This is a genomic window from Psychrobacillus sp. 05T411 (assembly GCF_056396485.1).
This window is the reverse complement of sequence record NZ_JBFTLO010000005.1, coordinates 41,770-57,250: the sequence shown is the minus strand read 5'-3', so window position 1 is coordinate 57,250 and position 15,481 is coordinate 41,770. Positions and strand designations below refer to the sequence as shown.

Here is a 15,481-nt window from a genome sequence, read left to right as displayed (position 1 = left end):
GGGTACAATGGGCGATTATATAAATACGCTACAGAACTTTTTGCCGCTTGGGGCTACCATTCTAGAATTGCAACAACCCCAAAAAAGAGCGGCAATACTGCTTGCCGATATTGACGGGGATCAATTGGATGAACTAATTGGCGCATATAGGTACGAAGAACAGAACTATATTGTACTGTTAAAAAAACATGATAATCAGTGGCTACCTTTAAAACATATCGAAGGAAAAGGAACTGGTATTTCCGACTTAAGAGTAGCACCAATTACAGAAAACTGGGTGAATACATTGATTGTCGGTTGGCAGATAGACAACATGCGCGCGCAACTGGACTTATTACAATGGACAAACGGTGGAATTATAAGATTGCCAACAAATAATTTAGTTTACAGTAAATTGGAAGTAGAAGATATGCCTGATCATTACGGAAAAGATGGGCAATACGAACTTGCTATCTGGATACATGATACTGGAGATGCTTATAAAGTAGATGTTTATCGCTTTAGCGAAGGAGAACTAATACAAGCGAAAGATGTTTATCCATATTATTTTAAAAAAGTGGCAGATTACTACGAAAAACTATTGCAAACAAATGACTTTTCCTATTACTGGTATTATTTATCGGATGCACAGCGGAAAGCTGGCAACTTGGAGCAGAATTTGACTTCTATTGATAAAGCTCTATCGTTTCGTTCACCATACCCATCAAAAGAGCAATTATTAGATAAAAAACAGCAAGTCTTAAGTCGTTTAACACATGCTAGAACGAACGGTCAAACGGTTATCGACAAAAAAAGAGGAGATATTACCGGGGATAGTTTTAGAGAAACCGTTTACTTAACTGGCAGTATGACGGAAAGAAGTTCCTATTGGGAAGATATTACGTTAAATATATTAAACAAGAAAGTAGATTTGTATGAAGGATTTTCTTTAAAAGAAACTGTTGGGTATAATCCGCGGTTATTTCTTGGGGATTTCACTGGCAATCAGTTGGATGACATATTAGTTTTGATAGATACCGGTGAAAGTGGAGGCACGATAAAGGCATATTTGTTTTCTTTTTTAGAAGGAGAAATGCGACAGGTTTTTGATTCGGAAGAATATAATGATACAACCGAGTATAAAGTCAATTATCAAAATCAACATAAAGTAACGATTGAAAGCTTTGTTCCGAAAAAGAAGTATACACTAGATTTAATGTATAAAGATAAGGAATATTTAACGGAAATCTATGATGAAAATGATACTTTGAAAGAGCCGATTGAAGGATGGGTAGAACCAATCAGTGGACTTTATCCAACTGATTTTGCAGGTGATGGTATGTATGAACTTGTTGCGTTGCAAGAAATCGCTGGGAGGTACCACGCAGAAGTCTTAGGATATGTGCAAAACATTTTGAAATGGAATGGTAGGGAATTTGTAGCAGAACGACAAAGTGTCATTATCTTTGGAGAAAAGATAGATTCAATGTAAACAAAGAAAAAGAATTGCTACAAAGTCATTCGACAGTGGGGCAGTTCTTTTTCGTACGTAATATTGGGAAAGTGCGTCGTAAGGTGAACACTAGCCTTCGCGCTTGCCGCACCTTGCATGAGCCAACTCGTGTTGCACACGAGCGTGTCTCATACTTCGGCTCACCCGGCGGAAAGCGTTCATCCTGTAACGAAAATCATAGCGAATACTTTAAAACGCATTATCCCTATATTACGAAAGAAAACGCGCGGCTTCCTCACTTATGTCAAGAAAAAATGTGGCAAAAAAACAAAATTTGTTTGACAATATTGTGAACAAGATGAATAATATATATAAAGAGAGGATGAGTGAAATGGAATCAAACATGAAAATGTTCCATGCTACAAAATACGTAGGAGCGACCGTGCTCACTATTGGAATTGCCATTTTCTTATACGGGGTTTTTGTAAGCGAATACAGTACGATGATGGGAATAGGTATTGGAACAGTGATGGGAGCTGTATTTACCTTTTTAATAGGCATGTTTTTAGTAGCTTCTGAAGAAATGATTAATAACTCTAGAAGATGCAAAAAAGAGAGCGCCTAAAAGACGCTCTCTTTAAAACGATTATTTACATATCCCAAACTAGTATTAATAGTGTACCAAAAATGGTGATAAGCGCAATGATTAAACCGTAATATACGTTTGTATAGATAGACTTTTTATCATTGGTCTCACCAGCATGCATGAATACAACTAGTTGAAGACCAGCTTGTATAAATGCAGTAACTAGAAGAATCGTCATCCCTATAGTAAATGACATATCCGTGAAGTAAACCAAAAGTGCCACTGCGGTAAGGATCAACGAAAAGACAAAGCCCATTACTTGTTTAACAGGGAATAATTCTTTCATATTACATCATTCCTTTCAAGTAGATGAAGCTAAAGATGAAGATCCAAATGACATCTAAGAAATGCCAATAAAGCGAAAAGATGAAAGATTTATTGGATGTCTCAGGAGTCAGCCCACGTTTTTTAATTTGGATAAGGATAGCAATTCCCCAAAATAAGCCAAATGTTACGTGCAATCCATGTGTTCCGAGTGTAGTTAACAGAGCGGCAGTAAATGCACTAGTTTGTAGTGTTGCTCCTACATGAATATAGTGAATGAATTCATATATTTCAAAGCCTAAGAATCCAGCACCAAGTAGTAGGGTGATTGAAAAGAAAATCATCATTGCCTTTTTGTTACCTAAACGCATAGCATGAATCCCAAGACCGATAACAAAACTACTTGTCAAAAGTAAAATTGTTTCAACTAATACTGGAGTAATTTCAAAGATTTCGGCACCCGAAGGCCCATTACCAATACGATTCTCTAAAGTGAAATACATAGTGAACAGTGTTGCGAAAAGCATTATTTCAGCGCCTAGGAAGATCCAAAAACCTAAAATTTTCAAGTTATTCTCTTCCGTACTATATTCAAGCGGAAGCGAGTTATCTATCTTCATTTTTTGCACCTCGCAATTTTGCTTCAGTTTCTTTAATTTCTTCAACAGAAATATATCGACCATGATCTTTCTCAAACGAACGGTAAACCAAACAACCTAAAATACCGATTAATGTGACGATAGCAAGTGGCCATATGCTAAATACCATGGCAAATCCAAAGACGAAGAAAATACAACCTAGGATAAATGGCCAACCACTATTATTTGGCATATGAATTTTTTCAATTTTACCTTTAAATAATTCATGCCCATTTTTCTTCGCATCCCAAAATGCTTGAGTTGATGCAACTTGTGGTGTAATAGCAAAGTTATATTCTGGCACTGGCGTATGAGTAGCCCATTCAAGCGAACGTGCATCCCATGGGTCGCTACCAATATCTCTTGAAGCATAACGAATACTATAGTAAATATTGTAGACTAGTAAAGCGAAACTGATTGCCATAATTCCTGCACCGATAAATGCAACCATATTCAACATACTAAAACCAGTGGATTCCGAGTATGTGTACATACGACGTGCTTGACCATCTAATCCAGTAATATACATTGGAATAAAGGCTAAAACGAACCCAACTGACATCAACCATGCCGTCCATTTACCAATTCTCTCATTTAGCATGAAACCAAACATTTTTGGCCAATAGTAAGTAAGACCTGCAATCATAGCGTAAACTACTCCTGGAATAATTACGTTATGGAAGTGAGCAACTAAGAACATCGTATTATGATATTGGTAATCAGCAGCTGACATCGCAAGCATAACTCCAGTAACTCCACCTAATGTAAACAGTGGGATGAAGAGCATGGAATATAACATTGGAGTTGTAAATACGATTTTCCCTTTCCAAAGCGTGAATAGCCAGTTAAATATTTTAACCCCGGTCGGAATAGCTATCGCCATTGTTGTGATAGAGAAAATACTATTTGTGAATGCACCTTGACCCATTGTAAAGAAATGGTGAGTCCATACCAAAAATGAAAATACGGAAATGACTACCATAGAAGCAACCATTGACTTATAACCATAAAGATTACGGCGTGCAAAAGTAGCGATTATTTCACTATAAAGACCGAATGCCGGTAAGATTAAGATATATACTTCAGGATGTCCCCAAACCCAGAACAAGTTAGCCCAAAGCATATCCATACCACCATCACCGGTTGTAAAGAAGTTTGTTCCAAATAATCGATCCATTGTCCCCATTGCAAGAAGTACGGTTAATACAGGGAAAGCAAAAACAACGATTACGTTTGCGATAAATGCAGACCATGTGAACATCGGCATTTTCATTAACTTCATACCAGGTGCTCTCATTTTAAGAATAGTCGTTATAAAGTTAATACCAGATATCATTGTACCTAGACCAGCTATTTGAATAGCAATCATATAATAATTGGTACCAACTGATGGACTGAATTCATTGTTTGCAAGTGGGAAATAAGAAGTCCAACCTGCATCAGGTGATCCACCTATGATAAATGAGATGTTGAATAATCCCATACCCATAAAGAATAACCAAAAACTTAGTGCATTTAAACGAGGAAATGCTACATCACGAGCTCCGATTTGTAACGGAATAAGGTAGTTAAAGAAAAACGTGATGAAAGGCATAGCCATAAATAGGATCATAACAACCCCATGTGTTGAGAAAACTTCATTATAATGTTGCGCATCTAGAAATGTGTTATCAGGCATTGAAAGCTGATAACGCATCATTATTGCATCTACTCCTCCACGGAATAGCATAAGTAAAGCAATTAGTAAATACATAATACCAATTCGTTTATGATCTACTGTAGTGATCCATTCGCGCCAAAGGTATCCCCATTTTTTAAAATAGGTAATACCTAAAACGATTGCAATCATTGTTAGACCAATACCAACCATGGATGCGTATATTAAAAAGCTTGGATGTGGTACTGCAAAACGATCAAAGAAATCCATACTTTTGTAACTCCTTTCGAAAATCTATTGTTTGTTACGATACTTAAACTTTTTTATCAATGATGAGCGTGCTCTGATTCTTCATCAGAATGGTTAGCATCATGATTTTCATGTTCTGAGTGATCTACTTCTTCAGAATCAGTTGAACCATGGTTATGTTCAGGAGCTGGTGAGAATTCTAAATGTGTTCCTGTATAAGTAGAACGACCAAGATGCCCTGGTTCTAATAATTCATCGAACTTTTCTTCTGTAAGAGGTTTAGCTGTTTCGTGAACTTCTTCTACCCATTCGTCGAAATCAGTTTGCGACATCGCTGTAACTTCAAATGTATTTTTAGCAAATCCCGCACCGCTGAAGTTTGCGTTTCTTCCCGCGAATTCACCTGGATTGTCTGCTGCTAAGTGTAAAGTTGTGACCATGTCAGCCATCGCATATTTTTGTCCACCTAGTTGTGGAATCCAAAAACTGGTGATAGGTCCATAAGAATATAGTTTAAATTCAATGGCACGACCTGCAGGGATATACAAGTAATTTACTGTCTCGATATCCTCTTCTGGATAACTAAAATGCCATTTCCAGTTGGATGAAGAAGCATAAACAATTAACGGTTTTGTATCCTCATAACCTGCTGGAGTTGCCTCTACCTCGTAATTACTTTTAACTGAAACGAAAGAAAGGAAAATGACGATAATAACTGGAATACCAATACAGATTGCTTCCACAAGTGCACTTCCTTCAATGTGAGGAGGCTCGTAATCGTCCTTTTGGTTGGAAGCACGATATTTTATTAGCACGAATACTAATATTGCAAGTACGACAATTACAATACCTGACATAAGCATGATGGATAACATAATATCATCCGCTTGCGTTTTTGCTTGAGGGCCTTTCGGATCTAAAACTAATAATGGTTCACAACCAGTTAGCACAGTGGCTATAGTGAAAATCATCGTAAGTAAAGCCCATTTCACTTTCATTTTCATAGTTGTACCCCTTTCAATTATTTGAGTGTAATAAACGTATACGTCTTATCCGTACTCCGTTGCCTCTATCATATTTACAAGCCACGCTAAACACAACCGCAAAAAGTCGGCTTCACAAAACGTTCATTTAGATTTCTATATAAATTCAACATTTGTTAACAAAGTTGTAACGAACGTCAAAAAGTTGTCACGCGTATGGATGAATATGTAAATACAAAAAGAGCTTGGAAACAGTTCCAAGCTCTTTTTGTATTTAAAACATATAAGGGAATTGCATGATGATTGCATGCGAAATCATATCGGACATTTCTAAGGCTTGCGCTTCTATTTGGTCAAATACCTTAATATCCTCTTGATAATTTTTTTGAATCATTAATACCGCTTCTTTTTTTGTTAGATCTAAATGCATATAGAACATCTTTTGTACTTCTGCTTTTGTTAAGTACGGGTTAATACTACTTAGAAAGATTGCGATATCATCTGCATTACGGTACCATTTTTTTTCTTTTTCATCTGCTTTTTTTGAATCGCCTTTAACAGCTGCGGTTACAAGTTCTGCGGCTAGTACTAGATGTTCTCTTATGAGCTCGGCATATCTGTCTGCGAGTCGATCACCATAAAAAGGACGAATACAATTTCCTAAATCGGTCGCGTTTTGCAAAAGTCGTTCTTGCACAGATGGTAGATCGGGTAAATTGAATACAATACTTGTAATGGTCATTCTGGTCCAATTAACATGCTCCAACCAAAGAAGTCGGTTCATGCTTTCAAAGTCAATAGCTGCTTTACTCATATAGTAGCCTTGTGGAAAATTAGATGATTGGCTCAAAATGTATCGAACGGGTGCAGTGTATTGTGAATATGGTGTTTTATTAATAGGATTCTGTGGGGGAGTGGAAAGCTCATTTGAGTAAAAGTGCATGCAAAGGTCACTCCTTTTTTCTTTAGCTTACGTATGTTCTATCATTAGTGTGATTATTTTATTGTATTAAAAAACGAGCCCAATAATCCTAAGATTACTGGGCTCGTTCCTCAATCAGGTTAAATATATCCATTTATACGTGATTTTGCTTCTGCGAGTATTTCAGCACGTAAACCATCAATGCTTTCTTCTCGACGTTCATTTTTCTTTTTAATGGCATTAAGTTCTTCCCCGTCTGCGAACTCCATTGCCATTTCTGCTGCTTCCTTATTGCGTATAGTTTTTTTCAATCTTTCTACGTTCTTAGCTGAATCATTGGGGCCGGGTTCATGTATAGACATTATTTTATCCTCCTTGATTTATATAGTAGCTTTCATCTTTATTGTTCCCTAAAATCTCGATATTATTGAAGGTTTTTAATTCGAAATGAATAATAATGTAGTGGTTTTGCCATAGTAAAGACGTATTGGTTTCTAAGAAAAGTGAAGGAGGAATTTATATTGGAAGATCACACACAGATGAGTTGGAAAGAAGATAATGTCATTGGTCAATTGCATAATTCCGTGGATAATGTCGCATTAGCTGTAGGGCAGGCACTTACGAATCCTTCAGAGCAGTCTATTCAAAACGCACATAATATGATTGAACGTGCGGAGCGTTCGGTCACAATGGCTCTTGAAAGCAGAGGCGAATTAGGACCGATAAATATGCTTCAGGACCAATTGAAACAAGATAAGGAAAAGTTAAATAGAATACAATAACCAAATTCTATTATGGGGCTAGTCCGAAAAGTCATTATTGACTTAGGTACAGCCCCAGTTTTTTATATTCAGGGAGATTGTTCATTTTTAATGTCTAATTTCACCGTTTTCTTACTACCAATTAAATACAACAACAAAATAACAATCATAAAAGCTGCTGAATAACTAAAAGTCATGCCGTATCCAATACTTTTTGCTAAGAAACCAAGTCCTACTGATCCAACTGCCAAGCCAAAATCGATAAAAATAAGAAGCATCGAATTGGCTGTTGCTTTTTTCTCGGGTGGTACCAGGGTTAATGCCCAAGCCTGGATAATTGGATGAATTATGGCAAAAGCAATCCCGAATAATACCCCGGAAACGAGAACCATCCACATACTAGTAGAGAAGCCTAATAAGATCAAACCTATAGCCCCTGATATGGAACCAGGAATAATAAGGATTCTATGACCAAATCGATCGAAAATTTTACCGGAGAAAGCACGAACTAATACCATTGCAATTCCTTGTGCGATAAAAAACTGTGATATCCTTCCACCAACGTGGATCTCTTTTCCAAAAGCACCTATAAAATTAACTGTTCCTGCAATTGCCATATAATTGAACGCTACTAAAATACATGGAAGAAGAACACGCTTATCGAACATGTACTTATAGAAAGGTTCTTTATTTATAGCCTGTGATTTTTCCTCTTCTTTTTTAACGGTATTTTTTGTGAAAAGACTACATACAAATGAAAAAGCCATAAGAACCAGAGTTAAGATCATCATCGATCGGAAAGAATAATTTGCAAGATAAGAAATAGCGATTAGGGGTCCAATTGTCGTCCCAACGCTTGTAGACATAGCGAAAAAAACAATACCCTCACCTAACCGAGATTTAGGAACAATATTACTTGAGATCGTAAAGACTAAAATCGTAAGCATACTAAATCCAATACCTTGTAATGCCCGAATGAATATTAAAAAACCGATGGAGTCGTTCAAAAAAGTGAGACCGATTGTTCCCATAAAATAAATGAGAGAAATAATAAGAAGCAATTTCATATTAACTTTTTGGATAATTACACTGGCAAAGAAGCGCGTAATTAGTGATGCTGTCATTAAGGTAGTCGTCATAATTCCTGCAATCGCAGGATTGTTACTAATAGTTGATACAAAAATAGGGAAACCTGCTGTAATCATATAAAAAGAAGCGAACATTACTAAAGACAATAATATAATGATCAAATATTGGTTTGTCCATAGTTTACCTTTTCCTTTACCCATAGTATATAAAACCTCCTTTCAATACAGTTCTATACTTCCCATATTTTAAAAAAATATTTAGGGTCCTTTATGATAAAAGTAAATAGAAATGAAAATGCATTCCTAAATGGTACACTTAAAAAAAGTATTAGAATTGGGGGGATATAGCATGGACAAAAAATTAGAAGACACGATGATAAAAGAAATTATACTGGACGATACATTCATTAAAGTAAATCATTACGAATCAATAAAAGTAAATGATTTACATCTTATTTCTGTTATTTTTAATGTTACAAGTGAGGATTATCACGATATAGCCGTTTTACTTTATAAAGGTACGTTCGATGTGAAAGTACCTGAGCAAGATTTGGCTTTTAAAGGGAGTATTCATCAATATTCCACTTCGATTACGAATTTATACGAAAAAGGACAAGTCGGAGAGTATAAGCTAAGCTTACTAGAAGTGCAAAACTAAGGAAGGAGACAAGAGGCGATGAAGTTAAGTATATTGGACCAATCCCCGATCTCCTACAATCAAACTGCGAAAGAGGCATTAAATGAGTCGATGGAGTTAGCAAAACTGGGGGAATTGTTAGGTTATGCTCGCTACTGGATTACTKAACATCACGACTTAGCAGGGCTTGCGAGTTCTGCCCCCGAAGTGATGCTAGCATACATTGGAGCGAATACAAATACAATACGTATTGGCTCAGGGGCTGTTTTATTACCTCACTATAAGCCATTCAAAGTAGCGGAAGTTTATAACACACTCGCTACTTTATTTCCTGATCGAGTTGATGTTGGTTTAGGACGTGCACCAGGAGGTTCTGCGGAAGCTACCAATGCTTTGTCGGATAATTTCCTCCAAAATGTATATAAAATGCCTAGTTTGGTAGAAGAGTTTCTTCACTTTTTAAATGGGGATTTTCCTCGTGAGCATGAGTTTTCGAAAGTTTCTGCTTCACCTGTTCCAGAAGTATCACCAGTGCCATGGCTTCTTGGGACTGGTAAAAAGAGTGCTTTACTCGCTGCGGGAAATGGACTTTCCTATGCGTTTGGGCACTTTATGAGTGAGGAGAATGGGACGGCTATAATTCAGCAATATATAGATGCTTTTACACCTAGAAAAAAAGGGCAAAAACCCCAAGTGATTGTAACGGTTTCGGTTATTTGTGTGGAAACGACTGAAAAGGCGAAAGAGCTAGCAAAAAGTACGCTGATTTGGGCATTACAAAGGGCAAAGGGGGAAGGAAAGCAAGGAGTTCCTTCTATTATAGAAGCACAGCAATATATTATAGATGACCAGGAAAAAGAATCGTTAAAAAGTATGGAAAAGAAACTAATAATCGGTAATCCTACTGAAGTAAAAGAGAAGCTAATCGAGCTTCAAACTATCTATAAAGCTGACGAAATTATGTTGAATACGATAACCTATTCCGCGGAAGATCGGTTTAATTCGTATAGACTAATTGCAGCTGAACTATTGTAAAACTGTTAAAGTACTTCCATTTCCTTAAGAACCGTATGGATTTCATTTTCCTCTAGCTTGTCCGTTATTTCGTCTATTAAATGTTGAATGAAAGCTTCTTCGTCGAAGTCTTCTATGTCTATTTCAAATTTATCTAATTCAATTTGCACATCTTCACTAACATCAGTATTTACTTCTACAAGTTCGGTAAAGAAGACCCAAAATCTATTTTCTTCAAATAGTTTTCCGTTAATATGAACGATTGCGGAGGATACTTTAGAAGATGGAACGGAGTAGTTATTTTTAATACGAATGAAAGTTTCATCATTATTTGCTGCAAATATCATTTCTTGATATCCGATATCAAATGCTTTTTTGAAATCTACTTTGTTCAAACCAGTTCCTCCGTTCCAAATATAGTAATCTATATAGATAGTATATAAATGGATGGGGTAGATTATGACGGACCGTAAATAATATTAGAAAAAGAGAGTCAGTAAGAATCTACTGGCTCTCTTTTGTTTATCTAATGTTTAAATTGCCTTTTGAGTTGAAAATTGACTGTTATAAAGGTCAGCGTAGAAGCCGTTTTCTTTGATAAGCTCCTCATGCGAACCTTGTTCAATTACCTTACCTTCATTCATCACCAATATTAAATCGGCATCTCTAATAGTAGAAAGTCGATGGGCGATCACAAAGCTCGTTCTTCCTTCCATTAAGCGATTCATCGCTTGTTGAATAAGTAGTTCAGTACGAGTATCTACACTAGACGTTGCTTCATCCAAAATCATAATAGGTGGATTTGCAAGAACAGCGCGAGCGATTGTTAAAAGTTGTTTTTGCCCTTGCGAAATATTGGAAGCTTCTTCATTTAAAATCGTCTCGTAACCTTCTGGCAAAGTGCGAATAAAATGATCGGCACGCGCTGTTTTAGCCGCTGCGAATATTTCTTCGTCTGTTGCTCCGTCTTTTCCGAATGCGATATTGTCTTTAATGGTCCCGTTAAAAAGCCATGTATCTTGTAGTACCATACCGAATGTTGTGCGAAGGTCCGTTCGTGACATTTTTCTAGTATCATGCCCGTCGATGGTGATTTTCCCATTGTTTAATTCGTAAAATCGCATCAATAAATTAATCAACGTTGTTTTACCAGCTCCAGTTGGTCCTACTATTGCGACCGTTTGACCTGGTAACACATTAATATTCATATCTTCGATTAATAGTTCGTCACCGTAACCAAAATCTACAAGTTCAAATGTAACTGCACCTGTTGCTTTGGATAAACTTTCGGTTGTAACTTCTTTTTCTTCCTCTTCTTCGTCCAGTAATTCAAAAACCCGTTCGGCTGCGGCTATAGTTGATTGAATAATATTAGCGATATTCGCGGTTTGCATAACTGGCTGTGTGAACTGACGAGTATAAGTAATAAAAGCTTGAATATCGCCGATAGAAATGGCGCGTTGTGTAACTAATATTCCACCAACAACGCTTATAACGACATAGCTTAAATTACCGATAAAAGACATCATAGGCATAATAATACCAGATATAAATTGTGCCCTGCGACCAGCATCATATAATTGTTCATTTACTTCATCGAACTCAGCGACCGCTTTTTTCTCATGACCGAATACTTTAACTACTTGGTGTCCTGTATACATTTCTTCAATATGACCATTCAATTGACCAAGTGTTCGTTGTTGATCGGCAAAATGCTTTTGAGATCTTTTTAAAATTGGTTGAATGACAAACATCGACACTGGAAGACTAACAATGGATATTAACGTTAAAATTGGGCTAATCGTTAACATCATTATTATAATCCCTACAATGGTCACTACCGATGTAATAAATTGTGTCAAGCTTTGTTGAAGTGTATTTCCAATCGTATCGATATCATTGGTCACACGGCTTAACGTTTCACCATTTGGTCGACCATCATAATATTTAAGAGGAAGTTTTTCTAGTTTACCGTTTACTTCTTCCCTTAAATCATACACTGTTTTTTGTGCCACACTCGACATAATATATTGCTGAATATAGGTAAACAAGCTGCTAATTAAATACAAAGCTGCTAGTAGGAGAAGAAGTTTCCCAATCGCATCAAAATCAATTGCTGCGCCTGGAACACCAGTCATTTTGGCATATGCACCTTCGAATAGTTCAGTAATTGCGTTCCCCATAATTTTAGGGCCTACTATAGCGAATATAGTACTTAATATAGCGGCGATAAACACAGCGATTAATTGATTGCTGCGAGGTTTTAAGTAGGTTAGAAGGCGTCGTAAAGTACCTTTAAAGTTTTTCGCCTTTTGTCCGCCCATCATCATCATCATATTTCCACCGCCAGGACCCCCTGGATGTCCGCCCCCGGACTGCGATTTTTTTTGCTTACTCATGCGATTTCCTCCTCTCCTAGTTGAGATTCAACAATTTCGCGGTACACATCATTATTTTCTAGAAGCTCTTTATGCGTACCAATTCCTGCAATTTCTCCTTTATCTAATACGATAATTTGATCTGCATCGACTACGGTACTAACCCGTTGTGCAACAATGACAGTAGTTGCTTTTTTCGTCTCATCTTTTAGTGCTTCGCGTAAGTTTGCATCTGTTTTGAAATCAAGTGCCGAAAAGCTATCATCGAAAATATAAATATCCGGTTTTCGAACGAGTGCCCTTGCGATAGAAAGACGTTGCTTTTGTCCTCCAGATACATTCGAACCACCTTGTGAAATAACAGCATCATATCCTTCATCCATTTTACTAATAAAATCTTCTGCTTGAGCAATACGAACAGCATGCTCTATTTCTTCGTCGGTTGCGTCTTCTTTCCCAAAACGAATATTTTCTTTAATCGTCCCGGAAAAGAGAAGTGCTTTTTGGGGGACGAATCCGATTTTTGAACGAACTTCATCTTGAGAAGATTCACGAATATCGATGCCATTTACACGAATCGTTCCACTAGCTACATCATAGAAACGAGGAATCAAATTCACAAGCGTTGACTTACCTGCTCCAGTACCTCCAATAATTGCCGTAATTTCTCCAGACTTAGCTTGAAACGAAATATTAGATAAGGCAGACTCTTCTGCCCCTGGGTAGCTAAAAGATACATGATCAAATTCAAGTGTTCCTTGTTCTTTATTTGCCAATTTCGTTCCTTCGTTTAGGGAAGTAGGTTTCGTGTTCAGTACTTCATTAATACGGTTTGCTGAAACTGCCGCACGAGGTACCATAATGAACATCATGGAAGCCATCACAAGTGCGAACATTATTTGCATAACATACTGGATAAATGCCATTAAATCACCGATCTGCATCGAACCACTATCAATACGCATTCCACCGAACCAAATGATTAATACAACGGTAATGTTCATAACGAGCATCATAACGGGCATTAAAAAGGCCATTACTTTGTTCACTTTAATAGAAACATCGGTCAATTCTTTATTAGCTTTTTGAAGTCGAACTTTTTCTTGTTTTTCCCGATTAAAAGCACGGATAACACGAATACCCGTTAAATTTTCGCGTAATACAAGATTTAACTTGTCTAATCTAGTTTGTACCGTTTTAAAAAGTGGTACACCTTTATACATGATTAATAGTACCGCTCCAACTAAAACAGGCATTGTAAGCACAATGACAAGTGATAGTTTGGCGTCTTTTGATACGGCCATAATAATCCCGCCGACAAACATAATAGGAGCACTCACGACCATTCGCAGCATCATGATGACTACTTGTTGCACTTGCGTTATATCATTTATCGTTCTTGTAATAAGGGATGCTGTGCCAAATTCATCGAAATCTTGCAGGGAAAATTGCTCTACATGCTTGAATACTTTACGCCGAATATCCCTACCGAAGCCCATTGCAGCTTTGGAGGAATAGAAGCTTGCTACTATTGATGCGACAGCTCCAAATGCAGCAACTACTAGCATTAATCCTCCGATTTTCCAAATATAAGCGGTATCTCCCACAACTACACCTTTATCGATAATATCCGCCATAAGTGTTGGTAAATATAGGTCAGCCATCGATTGGATAAAAACTAACCCTAATACGGAGAGAATAATCCATTTATACACCGTTAAGTTTTTCAGGAGTTTAATCATATTAGTTGTTCTCCTTTGTAATAGTTTCATTTTCTAAAAACTCAGCGATATGAAGTAGAGTGGCTTGAAATTCCTCAAATTGTTTTTCGGTTAGTGTGTCCATAACGGATTCGATTGTCCGATGTATACTCCCTTTTTGCTGTCGTATATTTTCAAACAAGTTATTTCCTTTTTGGCTGAGTATTAATTGCATTTCTCGTCGATTGTCGGGAACTGGCTGTCTATGAAGCCATTCGGTTTGTACTAGTCCATCGATTGCTGTGCTTAATGTACTTTTGGGAATTTGTAATACTTCACCTAATTGCTTTTGCGTCATTTCTTTACGCGGGGCAATGGTCATTAGGACAGAATATTGCGGAATAGATAATTCATTTTCCATTGCAGTCTTATGTATAAACCGCATCATATTTCTATTTACACGCCAAAAAGTATGCAAAAATTTTGTTGATCTACTATCAGGGGGATGGTTACAATTCACCATTATCACTCCGTTCTTTTTAGGATAGTTCATTTATGAACAGTTTTGCGTTTTATAAATTTACTCCTTATTTCGGAAGAAGTCAACTAGAAAGGTGAGTGATTAACGTCCCTGGATTAACGTCCCTGTGCAACAAACTATTCTGAATTGTTTGTTGCGCAGGGACAAAAAAAGAGCTAGCCAAAAAAAATGGCTAGCTCTTTAGTTTTCGGTTAAATCATTTTCAAAAGCGCTTCTTTACCAATCATGCCCTTAGTGATTCCACGTTCTTCTGCTTCAAAAGTGATGGATTCCAAAGGTGCATTAAGAAGTTGCTCAATCGTTTTCACGCCTACTGCTCTTCCTGCGAGTACTTTTCGATCTTTTAGTTTCTCGTTTAACAGTGCTACATCTAAAGCGCCGCACATGATATAGCCATTATCATTTGATACAACAAGTAAATTCGTTTTTGGCAACTCGACAGAAATCGATAAAAATGTATGTCCTTCTATATTAATAGGTTCCAAATTGATCATTAGATTTGATCCCTCCTTTTCATCTATCTATAAGTTATGTAAGTGAAAGAAAAAGGGTTTCTTCTTTTCAAATAAAG

At 36.9% G+C, this 15,481-nt stretch carries 17 protein-coding genes; 5 read left to right on the top strand and 12 right to left on the bottom strand.

The window, feature by feature from the left end:
* The first annotated feature begins 7 nt into the window (after nucleotides 1-7).
* Both AC1DFT_RS05250 and AC1DFT_RS05245 read left to right on the top strand, forming a co-directional pair.
* Complete coding sequence (locus AC1DFT_RS05250) at nucleotides 8-1,471, top strand: hypothetical protein (RefSeq protein WP_477918139.1); 1,464 nt, start codon at nucleotides 8-10, stop codon at nucleotides 1,469-1,471.
* A 352-nt stretch (nucleotides 1,472-1,823) separates the two neighbouring features.
* Complete coding sequence (locus AC1DFT_RS05245; protein ID WP_477918138.1) at nucleotides 1,824-2,057, top strand: hypothetical protein; 234 nt, start codon at nucleotides 1,824-1,826, stop codon at nucleotides 2,055-2,057.
* Nucleotides 2,058-2,082: 25 nt separating this feature from the next.
* Here the strand turns inward: AC1DFT_RS05245 and qoxD are convergent, their stop codons facing one another.
* From qoxD to AC1DFT_RS05215, 6 genes are all read right to left on the bottom strand, one after another.
* Nucleotides 2,083-2,364 carry a cytochrome aa3 quinol oxidase subunit IV gene (qoxD, locus tag AC1DFT_RS05240; RefSeq protein WP_477918137.1) on the bottom strand — a complete coding sequence of 94 codons (282 nt, stop codon included), beginning with the start codon at nucleotides 2,362-2,364 and terminating at the stop codon, nucleotides 2,083-2,085.
* Between the two features lies 1 nt (nucleotide 2,365).
* Entirely contained in the window at nucleotides 2,366-2,962 is a 597-nt protein-coding gene (gene qoxC / locus AC1DFT_RS05235; RefSeq protein ID WP_477918136.1) for a cytochrome aa3 quinol oxidase subunit III, read from the bottom strand.
* A complete protein-coding gene (qoxB, locus tag AC1DFT_RS05230) occupies nucleotides 2,949-4,907 on the bottom strand; it encodes a cytochrome aa3 quinol oxidase subunit I (RefSeq protein WP_477918135.1) in 1,959 nt (652 codons plus the stop codon). Before qoxB ends, qoxC begins: the two co-directional genes overlap by 14 nt.
* A gap of 56 nt (nucleotides 4,908-4,963) precedes the next feature.
* Entirely contained in the window at nucleotides 4,964-5,884 is a 921-nt protein-coding gene (qoxA, locus tag AC1DFT_RS05225) for a cytochrome aa3 quinol oxidase subunit II (protein WP_477918301.1), read from the bottom strand.
* A gap of 259 nt (nucleotides 5,885-6,143) precedes the next feature.
* Nucleotides 6,144-6,812: a hypothetical protein gene (locus AC1DFT_RS05220; protein ID WP_477918134.1), complete on the bottom strand. Its 669-nt coding sequence runs from the start codon at nucleotides 6,810-6,812 to the stop codon at nucleotides 6,144-6,146.
* Between the two features lie 119 nt (nucleotides 6,813-6,931).
* Entirely contained in the window at nucleotides 6,932-7,153 is a 222-nt protein-coding gene (locus AC1DFT_RS05215; protein ID WP_477918133.1) for a small, acid-soluble spore protein tlp, read from the bottom strand.
* A gap of 159 nt (nucleotides 7,154-7,312) precedes the next feature.
* Between AC1DFT_RS05215 and AC1DFT_RS05210 the strand changes: the two genes are divergently transcribed.
* The gene (locus AC1DFT_RS05210) at nucleotides 7,313-7,573 is read left to right on the top strand and encodes a hypothetical protein (RefSeq protein WP_477918132.1); all 261 of its coding nucleotides are present in this window, start codon (nucleotides 7,313-7,315) and stop codon (nucleotides 7,571-7,573) included.
* A gap of 68 nt (nucleotides 7,574-7,641) precedes the next feature.
* On the opposite strand, the gene AC1DFT_RS05205 is transcribed toward AC1DFT_RS05210, so the two are convergent.
* Nucleotides 7,642-8,841 carry an MFS transporter gene (locus tag AC1DFT_RS05205; RefSeq protein WP_477918131.1) on the bottom strand — a complete coding sequence of 400 codons (1,200 nt, stop codon included), beginning with the start codon at nucleotides 8,839-8,841 and terminating at the stop codon, nucleotides 7,642-7,644.
* A 172-nt stretch (nucleotides 8,842-9,013) separates the two neighbouring features.
* Here AC1DFT_RS05205 and AC1DFT_RS05200 point away from each other — a divergent pair, with 172 nt between their 5' ends.
* Both AC1DFT_RS05200 and AC1DFT_RS05195 read left to right on the top strand, forming a co-directional pair.
* Entirely contained in the window at nucleotides 9,014-9,298 is a 285-nt protein-coding gene (locus AC1DFT_RS05200; protein ID WP_477918300.1) for a DUF3219 family protein, read from the top strand.
* An 18-nt stretch (nucleotides 9,299-9,316) separates the two neighbouring features.
* The gene (locus AC1DFT_RS05195; RefSeq protein ID WP_477918130.1) at nucleotides 9,317-10,312 is read left to right on the top strand and encodes an LLM class flavin-dependent oxidoreductase; all 996 of its coding nucleotides are present in this window, start codon (nucleotides 9,317-9,319) and stop codon (nucleotides 10,310-10,312) included.
* 5 nt (nucleotides 10,313-10,317) lie between these two features.
* On the opposite strand, the gene AC1DFT_RS05190 is transcribed toward AC1DFT_RS05195, so the two are convergent.
* The 5 genes from AC1DFT_RS05190 to AC1DFT_RS05170 all read right to left on the bottom strand — a co-directional run bounded on the left by AC1DFT_RS05190 (nucleotide 10,318) and on the right by AC1DFT_RS05170 (nucleotide 15,404).
* Nucleotides 10,318-10,686, bottom strand: coding sequence for a hypothetical protein (locus AC1DFT_RS05190; RefSeq protein ID WP_477918129.1), 369 nt, complete (start codon nucleotides 10,684-10,686; stop codon nucleotides 10,318-10,320).
* Between the two features lie 138 nt (nucleotides 10,687-10,824).
* Nucleotides 10,825-12,690 carry an ABC transporter ATP-binding protein gene (locus AC1DFT_RS05185; protein WP_477918128.1) on the bottom strand — a complete coding sequence of 622 codons (1,866 nt, stop codon included), beginning with the start codon at nucleotides 12,688-12,690 and terminating at the stop codon, nucleotides 10,825-10,827.
* Complete coding sequence (locus AC1DFT_RS05180; protein ID WP_477918127.1) at nucleotides 12,687-14,411, bottom strand: ABC transporter ATP-binding protein; 1,725 nt, start codon at nucleotides 14,409-14,411, stop codon at nucleotides 12,687-12,689. Before AC1DFT_RS05180 ends, AC1DFT_RS05185 begins: the two co-directional genes overlap by 4 nt.
* A gap of 1 nt (nucleotide 14,412) precedes the next feature.
* Nucleotides 14,413-14,790, bottom strand: a complete 378-nt coding sequence (locus AC1DFT_RS05175) for a MarR family winged helix-turn-helix transcriptional regulator (RefSeq protein ID WP_477918126.1) — start codon at nucleotides 14,788-14,790, stop codon at nucleotides 14,413-14,415.
* A 311-nt stretch (nucleotides 14,791-15,101) separates the two neighbouring features.
* On the bottom strand, nucleotides 15,102-15,404 hold the full coding sequence (locus AC1DFT_RS05170) for a YunC family protein (protein ID WP_477918125.1): 303 nt from the start codon (nucleotides 15,402-15,404) through the stop codon (nucleotides 15,102-15,104).
* Between the last annotated feature and the right edge of the window lie 77 nt (nucleotides 15,405-15,481).